Raw genomic sequence first — 18,709 nt, forward strand, 5'->3', positions numbered from 1 at the left:
GTAAAACCACATTAAATATTATATTTGGATGATGGGAGTTTTTACAATAGCAGAAATTGGTCAAGCTCATAACGGGAGCATAGAAAAGCTACATAAATACATTGATGAAGTAGCAAAAACAAGGGTTGATGCCATAAAGTTTCAGACCCATATCGCCGATGCCGAAAGCAGCATTTATGAACCTTTTAGGGTAAAGTTTACCAATGAATACGCCACGAGATTCGACTATTGGAAAGCCATGGAGTTTTCTGAAGAACAATGGATTGAAATAGGAAAGCACTGTAAAAAAGAAGGTTTAACCTTTATTAGCAGTCCGTTTAGCAATGCCGCCGTAGATGTGTTGGAGCGAGCCGAAATAGAGCAGTACAAAATTGGGAGTGGAGAAATTACTAATTTTTTACTATTAAAAAAGGTGGTTGATACAGGAAAACCAATTATCATTTCAAGTGGCATGAGTTCGATTGAAGAGTTAAATAAAACGGTTGGTTTTTTAAAAAAACACGATGCCAATTTTTCTATTTTGCAATGCTCAACAAGCTATCCAACTACCCCTAAAAACTACGGATTAAATGTAATTAACGAACTAAAAGGACTTTACGGTGTACCCGTTGGGTTTTCTGATCATTCTGCAAAAATAGCAACTGGAATAGCTGCTGTGGCTTTAGGTGCAGAAATTTTAGAGTTTCACGTGGTTTTTAATAGAGATGAATTTGGGCCAGATGTTACCTCCTCGTTAACCATTGATGAAGCTACCGAATTGGTTAAAAGCGTCAAGCAAATTCACGAAGCATTAAAACATCCTGTTGATAAAAAAGATAATAGCGCTTTTGCGGATTTAAAGCAAATTTTTGAAAAATCGCTGGCGGTAAACAAAGATTTAAAAAAAGGGCATATTATTACGTTTAACGATTTAGAAGCCAAAAAACCAAAAGGCTATGGCATCGATGCCTCAAAATATAAGTTGGTTTTAGGAAAAAAGATTAATAAAAATTTAAACCAATGGGATTTTTTAAATAAAACCGATGTAATCCTATGAATCTAAAACAAATTGCCCAAAACACTTATTTAGAGTTTTCCAATTACGAAGGAAGCCAACATATTGCCAGTGAGTTTTCAATTTTTAAAACCTTGGAAATTATTAAAAAAAACAATGTCAAAAACATTTTAGAAGTTGGCTTGGGCATTGGCACAATACCAAGCGCAGTAAGCACTTGTTTTGGTAACAACATCAATTACACGGGAACCGAGGCAAACCCTTTTTGTTTGGAAAGTCTAAAGCGCAATTTAAGCTTTAAAAATATTAAAGTATATTCAAGTTTAAATCAGATTGACTTAAGCCAAAAACAAGAATTGGTTATTGTTGATGGAAAAGATGTGGAGCTAGGTAAAGTGTCAAAATTAATTTCAGAACATGGAATCATTATGATTGAAGGCGACCGAAAAAACCAACAAAATAAAATATATAGCATGTTTCCCAAAGCGCTTTTTGTACATTTAATAAGTAGTAAAAAAAACCATCCCAAAGGTGTTTTTGATAACAATAGTTGGCAAGGTGGAATAAAAGTTTTTTTTATTAATCCAACACTAAAACAAAAATTATATTGGTTTAAAGAAAAAATGAACACAAAACGGGTTTACCTAAACAGAAAATACCTTTAAAAATGAATCGTAAAATATGTGCAGTAATTACAGCACGACCATCATATAGCCGAGTAAAAACAGCATTACAGGCAATTAAAGACCACACTAAGTTGGAGTTACAATTAGTGGTTGCAGGCTCAGCATTGCTAGACAGATACGGCAACACCATAGATTTTATCGAAAAAGATGGTTTTACCATTAACGAAAAAGTCTTTATGGTTTTAGAGGGCGAAAATAAAACAGCCATGGCAAAAACCACGGGTTTAGGTGTTATGGAGCTCGCCAATGTGTTTTACAATTTGCAGCCCGATGCGGTCTTAACCATTGCCGATCGTTTTGAAACCATCGCCACTTCAATCGCTGCGGCCTATCAAAACATCCCTTTAGTACATTTGCAAGGTGGAGAGGTAACGGGTAATATCGATGAGAAAGTACGGCATGCCAATACAAAATTAGCCGATATTCATTTAGTGGCTTCAGAAGATGCAAAAAAACGCGTAGAGAAAATGGGCGAAAATCCAAATTGTGTTTTCAATACCGGTTGCCCATCCTTAGATATTGCTGCCCAAGTTTTAAAGGCCCCAAAACTGGATTTTAACCCAATTGAAAAATACGGTGGCGTTGGCGGCAATATTTCTGCAAAGGGCGATTATTTAGTGGTTATGCAACACCCGGTTACCAACGAGTATAAAGCCGCTAGGGAAAATGTTTTGAAAACCTTAAGGGTTATTGACGATTTAAATATACCAACCTTTTGGTTTTGGCCTAATGTAGATGCCGGAGCAGACGGGACATCAAATGGCATCCGGTCTTATCGTGAAATCAATAAACCCAAAAACATCCATTTTTTTAAAAATATGGAATCTGTAGATTTTTTAAAACTGCTCGTCAACAGTAAATGCCTCGTTGGAAATAGCAGTGTGGGCATTCGGGAATGTTCGTTTTTAGGTGTACCTGTGGTTAATATCGGCACCCGACAAAACCGACGATTGCGAGGCGAAAATGTTATCGATATAGATTATAATGAAGATGCGATTAAAAACGCGATAAAATTACAATTAGCCAATCCAAAGAAGACTAAAAGCAATATTTACGGAAATGGAGATAGCGGTAAGAAAATAGCTGAGGTTTTAGCGAATACAGACCTGAACTTTCATAAAACCATCATGTATTAAAATGAAAATATTAGGGCTCATACCAGCACGGGGTGGCAGTAAAGGTATTCCGAACAAAAATCGAAAGGTTTTAAACGGAAAACCCTTGTTGCAATATACAATTGAGGCTGCTTTAGGCTCTAAATTACTCAACCGGGTTGTGTTTTCTTCTGAAGATGAAACGCTTATCAAATTAGCTAAATCGTTGGGGGCGGAGGTGCCTTTTGTGCGTCCTTCAAATTTATCAAATGATAATTCCGGTACGTTAGAAGTGGTGCAACACGCCATAAAAAACCTTAAAGAAAACGGTGATGATTTTGATGCCGTTTGCCTGCTTCAGGTAACCAATCCGTTTAGGACTTCAGAGTTTATTGATGAGGCCATAAAAAAATTTAAAACTTCTGGTGCAGACACGCTGCTTTCGGTTTTAAAAGTACCGCATGAATACAATCCGCATTGGACGTTTAAAGTGTCTGAATCGGGACATTTAAAATTGGCTACGGGAGAAAAACAAATCATAAAAAGACGTCAAGATTTACCCGATGTCTACTATCGAGATGGTGCCATTTATTTAATGAAAACAGATACCATTTTAAACCAAAACACACTTTACGGAAAAACGATTAGCTATATAGAATCCAACCCCAAACGCCATATAAATATTGATACAGCCAAAGATTGGGAAAAAGCAGTAGAATTGTCAAAAAAACTTAACCTATAATGTGTGGAATAGCGGGAATTATTGGGCAAAAAGCTTCCGAAGGGAGTTTGCAAAAAATGCTTTTGGCACAACGGCACCGTGGTCCTGATTTTATAGGAACGTTCTTAAAAAATGATGTGGCATTGGGGCATAATAGGCTCTCGATAATCGATACCTCTCCCAATGCGAATCAACCCTTTATTTCAAATTGCAAAAGATATATTTTATGCTTTAATGGCGAAATATATAATTATCTCGAATTAAAAAACGAACTGCAAAACTGTTACGATTTCAAAACGGTTTCAGATACCGAAGTACTGTTAGCCGCCTATATTAAATGGGGCGAAAACTGTTTGCATCGATTAAACGGCATGTTCTCGTTTACGATTTGGGACACTAAAAAACAGGCTCTTTTTGCCGCTCGTGATAGGTTTGGGGTTAAGCCTTTTTATTATGCACATAAAGGCGGTTCTTTCTATTTTGCCTCCGAAATAAAAACACTTTTTACTGGAGGAATTCAAAAGAAAACAAACGATTCGGTTTGGGCAAACTACTTTGTTTATGGCAGTTACGGCATGCCAAACGAAACATTTTGGGCAGGTGTAAATCAATTACCTGGTGGTTGTTTTTTGTGCTTTAAAAAAGGAAATATTTCCACCAAAAGATGGTATGTTTTTGAAAACAAAATAAAAAAGTATAACGAAAAATTACCTTTTGAAGACGTAAAAGCTATCTATAAAAACTTATTGGAAGATAGTATTAAACTACGATTTCGTTCTGATGTGCCCATAGGGTTTAATGTGAGTGGCGGATTGGACAGTTCCGCTCTTTTAGCCTTGGTGAATAAAAACGAAAAAGGACAAAACATAAACGCTTACACTTTTTATACAAACAATTCGGATTATGATGAACTACCTTGGGTTGAAAGTCTTTTAAAACATACAAAGAATCCGTTGGAAAAAGTACGTTTTAATGCCATTCAAGTCAAAGAACTTAGTGATACCATGTCTAGTTATCAAGACGAGCCCTTTGGCGGAGTTCCCACAATGGCTTACGCCGAAATTTTCAAAAAAGCCAGAAAAGATGGCGTTATCGTTTTGTTGGATGGACAAGGTATGGACGAGCAATGGGCGGGTTACGACTATTATTTGAATAACAACAATAGCGTGATTCAAGGTGTTAATAAATCACCGTTTAAACCTGAAATTTTAAATGATGAATTTTTAAAACTTGCTAAAAAACCAGCGTATCCCAAACCTTTTGATAACAATCTTTTAAACTTACAATTTAGGGATTTGTTTTACACCAAAATCCCGAGGGCATTGCGTTTTAACGATCGCATTTCCATGGCCTATAGCACAGAATTAAGAGAACCTTTTTTAGATTATAGGCTAGTTGAATTTGCTTTTGCCCAACCTTTAAATTATAAAATTAAGGATGGCATACAAAAGTATTTATTACGATCTTTAACCTCTGAATATTTATCGGATGATGTAACGTATGCACCCAAACGCCCTTTACAAACGCCTCAGCGCGAGTGGTTAGCCAATGATTTAAAAGATTGGGTTCAGTTAAAAATCGACACATTAAAAAATGTGGACTGGTTTAATGAAGCATTAATGGAAAAAGAATTACAATATTATTTTAATAAAAATCAAGACAGCAGTTTTCATATCTGGCAGTGGATTAACACCAGTTTACTTTTAAAACCGAATAAAGATAAATGAAAAAAAAGGTGTTTATTTTAGTGTCCGATGGTGTCAGCCTCCGCAATTTTGCTTATACCTCCTTTTATAAATTAGGAATTGCGCAAGGTTACGATGTTGTTTTTTGGAATGCCACACCTTTTAATTTGGAGCAACTTAACTTAAAAGAAGTTAAAACAAATAATGCTAAACCAAGTGCGTTTTCAGATGTATTAAAAACGGCATTAATAAGAATTGAACTGAATCTGTTTTCAAAACGCGATAAGGATGACATCTATCATAAATACAAGTTTCCGTTATCTTATAAAAGCATTAAAGCTTCGGTTAAAAGTTTAATTGTTCAAAGTTATATTACACGATATAGTTCTGAAAAAGGCATTCTAAAAATACGCAAAAAAATTGCTTCTTCAGAAAGAAAGACAAGCTATTATAAAGATTGCAAAACCACTTTGGAAACCGAAAAGCCAGACTTCATTTTGTCAACCAGCCAACGTGCATTAACCGCCATTGCGCCTTTAACGGCAGCACAAGATTTAAATATACCAACGGCATCGTTTATTTACTCATGGGATAATATCCCTAAAGCGACAACGGTAGTAACAACTGATTTTTATTTTGTTTGGAGTACATATATGAAAAACGAGTTGCTCCATTATCAGCGTTACATAGCGTCAAATCAAATTAGAGTAACGGGCACACCACAATTTGAAAATCATTTTGATATAGCTTTACAGGAATCAAAAACAGACTTCTTCAAATCCCATAATTTAGATTTGAATAAAAAATATATTTGTTTTAGTGGTGATGATATAACCACTTCACCCAAAGATGAAATGTATTTACGAGACCTTGCAAAAGCTGTGAGAAGCCTCAATAAAAAAGAGCATAATCTGGGTGTGGTATTTAGAAAATGCCCTGTTGATTTTTCGGATAGATATGATGCCGTAATTAAAGAATACAATGATGTAATTGTGCCCATAGAACCAAAATGGAAAAAAATGGGAGCAGCTTGGAACAGCATTTTACCAACCAAAGAAGATTACAAATTGCAAACCAACATTATTGCACATACCGAATGCGTTGTAAATTTAGGATCGTCCATGGTGTTTGATTATGCGGCACATAATAAACCTTGTGCTTTTATAGATTATAATTATTTAAACGCTTCAAATTCGTATAAAAAAGGTGTTCATGTTTATGAGTTTGTTCATTTTAAGTCAATGCCTTCTTCGGAAGCCGTAATTTGGTTGTCTAACCCAAACACTATAGCAGATCAATTAGAAGAAGTTTTAGAAAACCCATCAAAAACAATATCAAAAGCTAGGGCGTGGTTTGAGATTATCAATGCACATCCACCAGAGCATGTTTGTAATCGTTTTTGGGAAGAGATAGAAAAATTGGTGATTAAAAATGATGCCTAAAATTTTAAACAATTAACAATGCTCTTCAATTCCATAGCTTTTCTAGTATTTTTGCCAGTTACCTTTTCGTTGTATTGGTTTTTGCTTAAAAGAAGTACAAAAGGTCAAAATATACTGTTGTTGTTGGCGAGTTATTTTTTCTACGGCTGGTGGGATTATCGCTTTTTAATTCTTATTGCATTAAGCACCATTGTTGATTATTTTGTAGGGTTATCGCTTGAAAAAGAGTCGGTTGCTAAAAAGCGAAAACGTTTATTGGGTTTCAGTTTAACATTCAATTTGGGGTTATTGGGTTTTTTTAAATACTACAATTTTTTTATTGAAAGTTGGATTGATGCTTGGCAAAACATAGGCATCGAAATGCATACCTCAACCCTAAATATTGTACTGCCAGTTGGTATTTCGTTTTATACCTTTCAAACCCTAAGTTATACTATAGATGTTTATCGTAAAAAACTCCAACCAACACATAGTTTTATCAACTTTGCCACCTTTGTGGCTTTCTTTCCGCAATTGGTAGCTGGCCCCATTGAACGCGCCACAAACTTATTGCCGCAATTTTCTGAAAAAAGAAATTTTAATACCGAAAGGGCCATATCTGGCATACATTTGATTATTTGGGGCTTGTTTAAAAAAATAGTAATTGCCGATAGTTGTGCGACCTATGTAAATGCCATTTTTAGCGATTACGAAACACTAAATACATTAACGCTGTGTATTGGGGCTATCTATTTTGCATTCCAGATTTATGGCGATTTTTCTGGTTATAGCGATATAGCCATTGGTACCGCCAGATTATTTGGTTTTGAGTTAATGCGAAACTTTAATCTGCCTTATTTTTCCAGAGATGTGGCAGAGTTTTGGCGCAGGTGGCACATATCGTTATCAACGTGGTTTCGCGATTATTTATACATTCCGTTAGGTGGCTCAAGAGGAAATAAGGCTAACCAATTACGTAACGTATTCATTATATTTTTAGTAAGTGGTTTTTGGCACGGAGCCAATTGGACTTTTATTATTTGGGGGACGTTGCATGCCGTTTTTTTCATTCCTCTATTATTAAGAAAGCAAAACAGGAAACATTTAAACCAAGTTTCAGAGACAACATTAATACCATCCTTTGGAGAGCTATTTAAAATGCTTAAAACCTTTGCACTTGTTACATTGGCTTGGGTGTTTTTTAGGGCCGACAATGTGTCTATTGCAATTGATTATCTACAAAGATTAGCGCTAAACCTGAATTTTAAAATTGAATATTTAACAATCGAAAGATATAGTATAGAAATGTTTGCTCTTATAGGTATATTTATACTTTTAGAATGGTTTAACAGGCAAAAGGAACATCCTTTTTCCGGTAGATTCAAATGGATTAAGATTACAGGTGTCATGCTTATGCTACTTCTTTTTGGAGTATATTCAGACCACCAAGAATTTATATATTTCCAGTTTTAATATGAAGGAATTTTTAGGGTACATATTTAAAATACTTATTATTGCTTTCGTTGTCATGTATGTTTTTGATAAGGTTTATTCCTATACCTTCCAAAATGGAGCTCCGAGAAATAAAATTCAAAAAATATTACAATTAAAAAACCAACATTACGATTATGCTTTTTTGGGTTCGTCAAGAACCGAAAACCATATAGATTGCGAACTTGTTGAAAAATTAACAGGGAAGTCCTGTATTAACTTAGCTATATCGGGTGGGACTATTGGCGACATGTTAATATTAATGACCATTGCAGAATCTAAAGGAATCACCTTTAACGAGGTCTTTTTACAAGTGGATTATAGCTATAACGGTTCAGGGATATCAAATAATTTTAGGGCAAGTTTAGTTCCGTATATAAATCATAAAGTGGTAAAGCAACAACTTATTGAAAATGGAGAAAGTGTGTTTTATAATTACATCCCCTTTTATCGCTATTTAAAATACGATAAAGTAGTTGGTTTTAGAGAGTTTTTTTCGGTGCTTTTTAATAAGAAACCTAAAACAGATCTTAATGTAGGCTTTGCTCCAAAAACAGGGCAAGGGTTGGCGGTTTCTGGTAAATTACCCGATAAATTTAAAGCTGAAAATGATGAGTTGACCGCACTATTCAGACTTATGGAAAAGCGGAATACAAAGATGGTTTGTTTCATAGCGCCTTATTGTAAAAACATTGAAAACCGAGCGTTTATGCGTACTTTAAAATCCCGAGTCCCTGATTTAAAAGATTACATTTCAGTATTTGATGACAATCCCGAGTTTTTTTTTAATTGCGGACACCTTAACATTGAAGGCGCTAGAGCTTTTACTAAAATTATTACCGAAGACCTGATTCAACCTACAAAAACTAATCTATGAAAATTGCCTTTTTGACTCCCGAATACCCACATAGACGTACAGGTACAGCAGGTGGCATTGGCACCAGTATTCTAAACTTAACAAAAGGTTTAATTGCGCTAGGGCATCAAGTTGTTATTTTGGTTTATGGGCAAGATAAAGATGCTTATTTTGAAGAAGATAACGTGCAGTATTATAAAATAAAGAATATTAAAATTAAAGGTTTATCGTTTTATTTTACCCAAAAAAAAGTAGAGCGTTTAATTGATAAATTATATTCCGAAAATAAGATTGATATTGTTGAAGCGCCAGATTGGACAGGCTTTACAGCATTTATAAACCCTAAATGCCCATTGGTAATTAGAGAAAATGGTAGCGACACCTATTTTTGTCATTTGGATAATCGACCTGTAAAGTTTAAAAATAAATACCTCGAAAAACGGGCCTTAAAAAAAGCCGATGCCATTATTTCGGTAAGTCATTTTACTGGAACCTTAACCAATAAGTTATTCAAATTAAAAAGTCCTTTTACTGTAATTCCCAATGCTATCGATGTTTTGGCTTTTAAGCCATTTCCAAAAACAGATACTCGACTTACTATTTTGTATTTTGGAACATTAATACGAAAGAAAGGCCTGTTGGAGTTACCGGAAATTTTCAATAAAGTGCATGCTGAAAATAAAGAAGCAGAACTTGTTTTGGTAGGGAAAGACAGTCCGGATATTTTTACGAATTCTAAATCTACATGGGCATTAATGCAGCCTTTGTTTAATGCAAATGCTATAAAAAAAGTAAACTATTTGGGTGCCGTACCTTATAAAGATATGCAAGATTTAATTCAGCAAGCTACAGTTTGTGTGTTCCCTACATTTGCAGAAGCTTTACCGGTATCATGGATTGAGGCTATGGCGATGGAAAAACCCATTGTAGCCTCCAATGTGGGTTGGGCAAAAGAAGTGATTTCAGATGGGATTAATGGCTATTTAGTGCATCCAAAAGACCACACAACTTATGCGAATAGAATATTGGAACTTTTAGAAAAACCAAGTTTACAAAAAGAATTTGGTAAAGCCGCTAGAAAAAAAGCAACCACTACGTTTAGTGCAGAAGTAGTTGCAAAACAGAGTGTTGAATTTTATAAAACGATGGTTACTTTATGATAATAGTGTTTCATAAACAAGGTGAAATTACAGATTTGAGAGCCGACTCTCAGCCTAATTTACATGTTTATACACAAAAGAAGGTAACGTCATCGTTATTCGATTTGGCATCAAATCACCCAAATTGTATTTTAGTTTGGTGCCACGAATCTCTAAAAGAACATATTAATATTGAAGGTATAAAGGCATCTTTTCATCTTAAAAACATGATGCTTTCTTATGGGGCAAAACCATATTTTTCCAACCGGATTGGTTATGTTGAAGACTCTCCATTTTTAAAAGTAAATAAAACCGTAAAATACCCAACATGGTTAATGAGCAGTCAAGTTGGCGCTATTTATGCATCGCAGCTATTAAAGTTTAAAAACAAAATAAAGATAGACGATACTTTCGATTTTGTTTTAAACGCCATAGCAAAACAGGGCATGCCCAATGGTTTGTTTTGTTATTCCGAGCCTAAACTTTTAAATAAGAACGCCGCTTTAATTCATTCTGAAATAGCTTCAAACGTTCAATTGTTTAAGTTTGTAAAATTACATTATAAGAGCGTTTGGAGCATTTTATTACTTCTTAATATAATGATTAATGAAGGCAAGTTTCCTATATGGGCTTTTGTTTGGAATTTGCTTAAAAGACAACAAAAATTCAAGTTGAAATTTGATTTAGAACCTCTTGAGAAACAAGTTATAAAAACGAGCTCGACAATAGATGTTATTATTCCAACCATCGGGAGAAAAGAATATTTACATAATGTGTTAAAAGACTTGTCAAATCAGGCTTTATTGCCCACAAAGGTGATTATTGTTGAACAAAATGAAGCTATTAATAGTAAAACGGAATTGAATTTTATTGAAAATGAAAAGTGGCCTTTTAGTATTGTTCATAAATTTATACATCAAACAGGAGCATGCAACGCCCGTAATTTGGCTTTAAAAGAAACAACCTCAAACTATGTTTTTTTTGCTGATGATGACATAAGATTTAATGAAAATTTATTGTTAAATAGCATTAATTTTATGCAAAATCATCATACAAAAGCAACAACTCTAAGTTGTTTAAGGAAAGATGAACTAGAAGTTTTTAAAACCACATTTCAGTGGGCATCGTTTGGTTCGGGTTGTAGTATTGTAAAACGTGAAGTTTTAAATAAAGCCAAATTTAATGTAGCCTATGAACATGGTTTTGGTGAAGATGCCGATTTTGGCATGCAATTGCGACATTTAGGATTAGATGTAATTTACTATCCAAAAGAAAAAATAACCCATTTAAAAGCGCCAATTGGTGGCTTTCGTGAACCTTACAAACATCCGTGGCAAAGGGAAGGCGAGGTGCAACCCAAACCATCTCCAACAGTAATGCTGAATCGATTGAATAACTCAACACCGCAACAAGTTTTGGGCTACAGAACCAAGCTGTTTTTTAAATATTATATAACGCAAAAAGTTAAAAACCCTATCGCATATTATAAACGGTTTAAAAAACAATGGGCACAAAGTTTACTCTGGGCTAATATTTTAAACGAACAAAATAATAAATGAACTTCTCATTAATTATATGTACCTACATGCGCAGCGAACCTTTATTGAAACTCCTGTTTTCAGTAAAGAATCAAACCCTATATCCCAACGAAATATTAATAATAGATGGTTCTGTTGATGATAAAACTAAACAAGCATTAAATACAAATACCTTTAAAAACCTATGTCATTATAAAGTTGAAGAAAAAGACAGAGGCTTAACCAAACAACGTAATTTCGGGATTAATTTAGTTGATGCGACTTCAGAAATTATATGTTTTTTAGATGATGATATTATTTTAAAACCAAATTATTTCGAAAATCTTATATCAACTTATTCCACAAAAAATGATGTTCTAGCAGTTGGCGGTTATATTTTAAATGACAATGCATGGAAACTATCAGATAATCAAAACAATAAAAATAAATTCTATTTTGATGGCTGGATGCGCAATGAACCCTCACGATTTAAACTAAGACGAAAGTTTGGTTTGCTTCCAGATAAAATACCTGGTTTTTTCCCAACCTTTGCCCACGGTAGGTCTATAGGTTTTTTGCCGCCTTCTGGAAAAATTTATCAAGTGGAACAAATTATGGGGGGCGTATCGTCATATAAAAAAGAGATTTTTCAGCAACTTAATTTTTCAACCTATTTTGAAGGCTACGGATTATACGAAGATGCCGATTTTAGTTTACGGCTCTCAAAAATTGGTAAGCTTTATGTAAACACTGCAGCCAAATTGTACCATTATCACGACGATTCGGGCAGACCAAATAAGTACAAATATGGTAAAATGGTAGTAAGAAACGGGTGGTATGTTTGGCGTGTAAAATATCCAAAACCCACTATGAAAGCGAGAATAAAATGGAATGCCACATCACTTTTATTAACCATTATCAGGTTTACAAATGTTGTAAATACAAATAAAAAGAAAGAGGCATTAACCGAAAGTTTAGGTAGAGTAATAGGTTGGTGGTCTATAATTTTCAATAAGCCAAAAGTGAAATTATGAGGTTTTTAATTATTTCACATACACCACATATTCAAATAAACGATGCGCTTTATGCCTATACACCTTACGTGCGCGAAATGAATATATGGTTAAAACATGTTGATACTGTTGAAATTGTAGCGCCAAAAATTAACCAATCGGTTTCAAATATTGAATTGCCATACAAACATGATAAAATTCATTTTAATAAAACACCTTCAATAGCTTTTATTTCGGTTAAAAAAAGTTTAGAATCATTAATTAAAATCCCTATAATTTTCAGCACCATTTTTAAAGCCTGCAAAAAAGCAGACCATATTCATTTGCGTTGTCCCGGAAATATTGGGCTTTTGGGATGCTTGGTTCAAATATGTTTTCCAAAGAAAATAAAAACAGCAAAATACGCTGGCAATTGGGATTCAAAAAGTAAGCAACCTTTAAGTTACAGATTACAAAAACGGATTTTAAGCAATATTTTCCTAACTAAAAATATGCAAGTGCTTGTTTATGGAAATTGGGAAAATCAAACCAGAAACATTAAACCGTTTTTTACGGCAAGTTTTAATGACTCTGAAATTGAAATTCCTAAAGAACGCAATTATGATTCTAAATTAAATTTTGTTTTTATAGGCACTTTGGTAAAAGGAAAACGACCTCTTTTTGCTATTAAATTAGTGGAACTATTAAAAAAAGAAGGCAAAAATGTTTTTTTAGAATGTTATGGCGATGGTGTTTTAAAGGAAGAGTTGCAAGAATATATAACAAAAAACAATTTAGAAGATATCGTTGATTTAAAAGGAAATCAAGATGCATCTGTAATAAAAAAAACTTTAAAGAAATCACACTTTTTAATACTCGCTTCAAAGTCCGAAGGTTGGCCAAAAGCCATTGCCGAAGCCATGTTTTTTGGAACCATTCCTATTGCCACAAAAATTTCGTGCGTACCTTTTATGCTGGATTATGGGAAACGCGGTATATTGATTGATGAAAATTTAGATACTTCCGTCCATCAAATAAAAAATCATTTAAAAGATGAATCGCGTTTAAAATCCATGTCAAAAAACGCTAGTAATTGGTCTCAAAATTATACTTTAGAAGCCTTTGAAAAAGAAATTGTTAAATTGCTAAAACCACAATGAAAGTATTACAATTAATAGATTCTTTGCAAACAGGGGGCGCAGAACGCACTGCGGTTAATTATGCAAATTTACTGGTTAATGTAATTGATAAATCTTATCTGTGCACAACACGTTTAGAAGGCGCCTTAAAAAAAACGATAGATTCACAAGTTGAATATATGTTTTTAAATAAGAAGCGCACCATAGATTTTAAAGCCATAAATAAACTGAATACATTTATAAAAACACACAAGATTACTTTGGTGCACGCGCATTCAACATCCTATGTGCAAGCAGCTATTTTAAAACTTTTTAATAGTCGTGTTCAGGTTATATGGCACGATCATAACGGTAACAGAAGCTCACAAGGTTTATTTGAAAATTTGGTGTTAATGTTATGTTCGTTTTTTTTTAGAAAAGTAATCGTGGTAAATACTAATTTAAAGCTGTGGGCAGAAAACAACCTGTTTACTAAAAAAGTATATTGCCTATCTAATTTTTCTGTTTTAAAAGAAGAAAATCAACATACCATTTTAAAAGGAAAACAAGGAAATTGTATAGTTTGTTTAGCAAATTTAAGGCATCCCAAAAACCATATAATGCTCCTTAAAGCATTTAAAAATATTTCAGACTCTAAATTAAATTGGAGTTTGCATTTAGTGGGCGAAGATTTTAACAATGCATATTCAAAACAAATAAAAGCCTATATTATTGAAAATAAACTGGAAGACCGCATTTTTGTTTATGGTTTACAACAAGATATAAATTATATTTTATCGCAATGCGATATTGGGGTCTTGTCCTCATCATCTGAAGGGTTGCCATTGTCTTTGTTAGAATACGGATTAGCTAAACTAGCTGTTGTAGCTACAAATGTTGGCGATTGCAATAAGGTTATTACTAACAAAGCTGAAGGTGAATTGGTAAACCCTAATGATGTAGATGCTTTTTCAAAAGGCTTATTAAAATATATCAATAATAAAGACGAACGCAAACAGGCAGGAGAAATGCTATTTAAAAATGTTTCTGCTAATTTTAGTGCCAAAAAAAATCTAGAGCAATTAATTTCAATTTATAGCAACGCGTGAAACCCTATAGTTACATATCGTTAATTGTGTTTCATCTAGCTTTAGCAGTCGGTATATTTATTTTGCAACCATTGTCTGAACTTTATTTTATTGCTATAGTTGTTATTTGCTTATATAGTATAATAAGTGCACCAGAAAAAAAACGATATTTATATGTATTGGGTTCTTGCGCCTATGTTGTTGGATCCGAGGTGTTTTTAAGAATGACGGGAGGTAATTTATTGTACGAAGCATCAAAGTATTTAGTTATTTTGTTTTTAGTTTTGGGCATGGTTTTGGGCGATGGTATTGATAAAAAATCATATATATACTTTATGTATATTTTGGCCTTAATACCGGGTATTGTTGTTGCAGCCCATACACTAGATTTTGAAACCAATGTAAGAACAGCAGTGGCCTTTAACTTAAGCGGTCCCATTTGTTTAGGAATAGCAGCCTTATATTGCTACAGAAGAAATGTAACTATAAGCGCATTGCAAACTATTTTGTTGGCGGCTATTTTACCATTAATTACCACAACAGCTTACTTGTTTTTGTATAATCCTAGTATTAAAGCTGTTTTATCTGGTACTCAATCCAATTTTGAAGCCTCTGGCGGCTTTGGCCCAAATCAAGTATCAACTGTATTGGGCTTAGGCGTTTTTTTATTGGCAGGGCGATTGTTTTTACAATCTAAGACCCTTTTTTTAAAGATTTTAAACGTTTCAATATTAGCCTTAATGGCCTATAGAGCCATTATTACATTTAGTAGGGGAGGCGTTTTTGTGGCCGTTATAATAATATTAGCTTTTATTGCCGTGTTTTATTTTAAATCTTCGTCTAAAACAAAGCTTCGTATAACCTTTACATTGCTTATTTTTGGTTTAGGCATACTGTTAACTTGGTATATAAGTTCTTTAAGTACAGAAGGCTTAATCGATAAACGTTACACAAATCAAGATGCTATAGGAAGAGAGAAAGCCGATATAACAACAGGAAGGACAAGCTTACTTGCCAACGAATTAAACGAGTTTTTCGAAAACCCTTTTTTAGGTGTTGGCGTTGGTAAATTGAAAGAGTTGCGATTTGAAAAAGAAGGCATACAAGCCGCAACGCATAACGAGATGAGCAGAATAGTAGGAGAACACGGGGTTTTTGGCGTTTTAGCTTTTTCTGTTTTGCTGCTAACGCCCTTGTTTTTAAGATTTAAGAATAGAAGAAACATATATTTCTACTCCTTTTACTTATTCTGGTTTTTAACCATTAACCATTCATCCATGCGTATTGCAGCACCTGCTTTTATTTACGGCCTGTGTTTGTTGAATATTCAGTTTGAAAAGCAGACAAATAAAAAAAGCATACTAATTAAAAATGCATCATCGCGAAAAGCAAATGGTAAGCAATCTATTAAAAAGCACTAAATTTTATACAGATGAAAACCCTATTGTACATAGGAAACAAGCTATCAAACCAAGGTAAAACAGTAACCTCTATTGAAACCTTAGGTAAGTTTCTTGAAGCTGAAGGCTATATAGTTAAAACCGCTTCAAGTAAAACAAATAAGGTTTTAAGGTTGATGGATATGCTGTACCATGTAATAAAATACAGGAAGCAAACACATTTTGTTTTAATAGATACTTACAGCACCTCTAATTTTTACTATGCTTTTTTTGTTAGCCAGTTGTGTTGTTTTTTAAACTTGAAATATATACCGATTTTAAGAGGTGGCAATTTACCCAATCGTTTAAAATCGCACCCTAAATTATCAAAACCCATATTTAACAAGTCCCATATAAATGTGGCACCATCAAAATATATACTATCCAATTTTGAAGCAATGGGATATTCAAACGTAGTTTGTATTCCTAATACCATCGAAATAAAAAAATACCCATTTAAATTACGGAGTTTCGATAAGATAAAATTATTGTGGGTGCGTTCATTCTCAAAAATCTATAATCCGCTATTGGCAATTCAAGTTTTAAAAGCATTAAAAGATGAAAACATAGAAACCGAACTTTGTATGGTCGGTCCAGAAAACGACGGAAGTTTGCAAGAAACTAAAAACTATGCAAAAGAACTTAATCTTGAAGTTGACTTTAAAGGGAAGCTTAATAAAGACGCATGGGTAAAATTATCAGAAAGTTTCAATATTTTTATAAACACCACCAATTTTGATAATATGCCAGTAAGTGTTATTGAGGCCATGGCCGTGGGGTTGCCTGTTGTTTCTACAAATGTGGGCGGTATGCCTTATTTGATTTCCACCGGTAAAAATGGAATTTTAATAGAACCCAATAATGCTGAAGCGTTTGTAAATGCCATCAAAAAAATTAAAAATCAACCAGAAAAAACAATCGATATAATAACTTCAGCTAGAAAAAAAGCCGAAGCATTTAATTGGGGCACAGTTAAAAACCAATGGATTAAATTATTTAATAATTAGAGCTCAAATAAATTTACTTGCTATATTTATGCACTCTCGATTTAATCATTAAGAATGCCAAAAAAAGGAATTCATTTTAATATTTCAGAACGTAAAGTCCTGCTTCGCATATTCGATATTATTTCGGTGCTTGCTGTATTGTATTTTCTTAGCCTTACATTCGATTTCGATTATTTTACCATCACTAAAGAAAACTGGACCTGGGTTGTTGTTCTTGTGCTTTACATCTCTGTTTTTGGCACCATATTCGAACTTTACGATTTGCAAAAATCCAGTAAAATAGAATCTGTATTTGCCAACATTGTACTTACAGCGTCTATTACCGTTTTGTTCTATTTTTTAACCCCATTTTTAACCCCTTTGTTGCCCGACAATCGTTTACAGATTCTATACTTTTATGTGGCCATATTATTTGCGCTTTTTGTTTGGAGGCTGGCCTATATAACATTTATAGTGTCTCCAAGATTTTACAAAAAAGTGCTTATTGTTGGCGAAACATCCAATATTCAAGCTATTGTTGAGGCTTTTAATATGGCAGACCCTAATTATAAAATAGTGGGTTTTATTAATTGTGAAATAAATAAAGCTGAAAAAGTTAAATTTAAAGGTATTGTTGAGTATAGCCCCAAGCAAATTTATCAGGTCATTAAAGATGAAAATATATCTGAAGTCGTTATAGCCAGTTACAACTCAGAAACCATAGCACCAACTATTTATAAAGACCTCACCGCTCTTTTGGAAGGTGGTTTTTCAATAAGGGAATACACCCAAGTTTACGAGGATTTAACTCTTAGAATTCCCATACAATTTATTGGAAAAGATTTTTATAAGTATTTCCCTTTTAGTAGGAGCAACCAAAATAAATTGTATTTGTTTTTTCATCGTTTCTTCGATATCCTTATTTCTATATTGGGCATTTTAGCAGGCATTTTGTTATTGCCATTTATCCTTTTAGGAAATGCTATTTGCAACAGGGGAATGCTATTTTATACTCAAGAACGCATTGGTAAGCACGGAAACCTGTTTAAGATTATTAAATTTAGGACCATGATTGAAAATGCTGAAAAAGAAGGTGCGGTTTGGGCTAAGAAAAACGATTCTAGAATCACCAAATTCGGTAAATTTTTAAGGCATTCCAGATTAGACGAAATTCCTCAATTTTGGAATATATTAAAGGGCGATATGAGTTTAATTGGCCCTAGGCCAGAACGCCCCTATTTTGTAAGAGAACTATCCCAGTTACTTCCGTTTTACGAAACCCGCCACATTGTAAAACCCGGCTTAACAGGTTGGGCGCAGGTAAAAACCAGATACGGCTCATCGGTTGATGATAGCCTTCTTAAACTGCAATACGATTTGTATTATATTAAACACCGAAGCTTTTTTCTGGATGCTAATATTCTTGTAAAAACACTAAGTACGATGATATTTTTTAGAGGACAGTGATTTTAGTTTTCTGTC

At 33.8% G+C, this 18,709-nt stretch carries 16 protein-coding genes; all 16 read left to right on the plus strand.

Features of this window, described 5'->3' with window-relative positions:
* Positions 1–28: 28 nt before the first annotated feature.
* On the plus strand, positions 29–1,036 hold the full coding sequence (locus ACFSQS_RS07635) for an N-acetylneuraminate synthase family protein (RefSeq protein ID WP_388016549.1): 1,008 nt from the start codon (positions 29–31) through the stop codon (positions 1,034–1,036).
* The gene (locus tag ACFSQS_RS07640) at positions 1,033–1,659 is read left to right on the plus strand and encodes a hypothetical protein (RefSeq protein ID WP_388016552.1); all 627 of its coding nucleotides are present in this window, start codon (positions 1,033–1,035) and stop codon (positions 1,657–1,659) included. Before ACFSQS_RS07635 ends, ACFSQS_RS07640 begins: the two co-directional genes overlap by 4 nt.
* Positions 1,660–1,661: 2 nt before the next feature.
* A complete protein-coding gene (gene neuC, locus ACFSQS_RS07645) occupies positions 1,662–2,816 on the plus strand; it encodes a UDP-N-acetylglucosamine 2-epimerase (RefSeq protein WP_388016555.1) in 1,155 nt (384 codons plus the stop codon).
* 1 nt (position 2,817) lies between these two features.
* Positions 2,818–3,516, plus strand: coding sequence for an acylneuraminate cytidylyltransferase family protein (locus tag ACFSQS_RS07650; protein WP_388016558.1), 699 nt, complete (start codon positions 2,818–2,820; stop codon positions 3,514–3,516).
* A complete protein-coding gene (gene asnB, locus ACFSQS_RS07655) occupies positions 3,516–5,222 on the plus strand; it encodes an asparagine synthase (glutamine-hydrolyzing) (RefSeq protein ID WP_388016561.1) in 1,707 nt (568 codons plus the stop codon). The genes ACFSQS_RS07650 and asnB overlap by 1 nt, the downstream gene beginning before the upstream one ends.
* A complete protein-coding gene (locus ACFSQS_RS07660; protein WP_388016564.1) occupies positions 5,219–6,622 on the plus strand; it encodes a UDP-glycosyltransferase in 1,404 nt (467 codons plus the stop codon). The genes asnB and ACFSQS_RS07660 overlap by 4 nt, the downstream gene beginning before the upstream one ends.
* Before the next feature lie 18 nt (positions 6,623–6,640).
* The gene (locus tag ACFSQS_RS07665) at positions 6,641–8,074 is read left to right on the plus strand and encodes an MBOAT family O-acyltransferase (RefSeq protein ID WP_388016567.1); all 1,434 of its coding nucleotides are present in this window, start codon (positions 6,641–6,643) and stop codon (positions 8,072–8,074) included.
* Between the two features lies 1 nt (position 8,075).
* Entirely contained in the window at positions 8,076–8,969 is an 894-nt protein-coding gene (locus tag ACFSQS_RS07670) for a hypothetical protein (RefSeq protein WP_388016570.1), read from the plus strand.
* Positions 8,966–10,108, plus strand: coding sequence for a glycosyltransferase family 4 protein (locus tag ACFSQS_RS07675; protein ID WP_388016573.1), 1,143 nt, complete (start codon positions 8,966–8,968; stop codon positions 10,106–10,108). The genes ACFSQS_RS07670 and ACFSQS_RS07675 overlap by 4 nt, the downstream gene beginning before the upstream one ends.
* The gene (locus ACFSQS_RS07680) at positions 10,105–11,646 is read left to right on the plus strand and encodes a glycosyltransferase family 2 protein (RefSeq protein WP_388016576.1); all 1,542 of its coding nucleotides are present in this window, start codon (positions 10,105–10,107) and stop codon (positions 11,644–11,646) included. The genes ACFSQS_RS07675 and ACFSQS_RS07680 overlap by 4 nt, the downstream gene beginning before the upstream one ends.
* Positions 11,643–12,638 carry a glycosyltransferase family 2 protein gene (locus ACFSQS_RS07685; protein ID WP_388016579.1) on the plus strand — a complete coding sequence of 332 codons (996 nt, stop codon included), beginning with the start codon at positions 11,643–11,645 and terminating at the stop codon, positions 12,636–12,638. Before ACFSQS_RS07680 ends, ACFSQS_RS07685 begins: the two co-directional genes overlap by 4 nt.
* On the plus strand, positions 12,635–13,756 hold the full coding sequence (locus ACFSQS_RS07690; protein WP_388016582.1) for a glycosyltransferase: 1,122 nt from the start codon (positions 12,635–12,637) through the stop codon (positions 13,754–13,756). The genes ACFSQS_RS07685 and ACFSQS_RS07690 overlap by 4 nt, the downstream gene beginning before the upstream one ends.
* Positions 13,753–14,823 carry a glycosyltransferase gene (locus ACFSQS_RS07695; RefSeq protein ID WP_388016585.1) on the plus strand — a complete coding sequence of 357 codons (1,071 nt, stop codon included), beginning with the start codon at positions 13,753–13,755 and terminating at the stop codon, positions 14,821–14,823. The genes ACFSQS_RS07690 and ACFSQS_RS07695 overlap by 4 nt, the downstream gene beginning before the upstream one ends.
* Positions 14,824–14,894: 71 nt before the next feature.
* A complete protein-coding gene (locus ACFSQS_RS07700; RefSeq protein WP_388016588.1) occupies positions 14,895–16,223 on the plus strand; it encodes an O-antigen ligase family protein in 1,329 nt (442 codons plus the stop codon).
* Positions 16,224–16,234: 11 nt separating this feature from the next.
* Positions 16,235–17,248: a glycosyltransferase family 4 protein gene (locus tag ACFSQS_RS07705; protein WP_388016591.1), complete on the plus strand. Its 1,014-nt coding sequence runs from the start codon at positions 16,235–16,237 to the stop codon at positions 17,246–17,248.
* 54 nt (positions 17,249–17,302) lie between these two features.
* On the plus strand, positions 17,303–18,694 hold the full coding sequence (locus ACFSQS_RS07710; RefSeq protein ID WP_388016594.1) for a sugar transferase: 1,392 nt from the start codon (positions 17,303–17,305) through the stop codon (positions 18,692–18,694).
* Positions 18,695–18,709 lie beyond the last annotated feature (15 nt).

This window comes from Gelatiniphilus marinus, assembly GCF_042684345.1.
In the GTDB taxonomy this organism is placed as follows: domain Bacteria; phylum Bacteroidota; class Bacteroidia; order Flavobacteriales; family Flavobacteriaceae; genus Gelatiniphilus; species Gelatiniphilus marinus.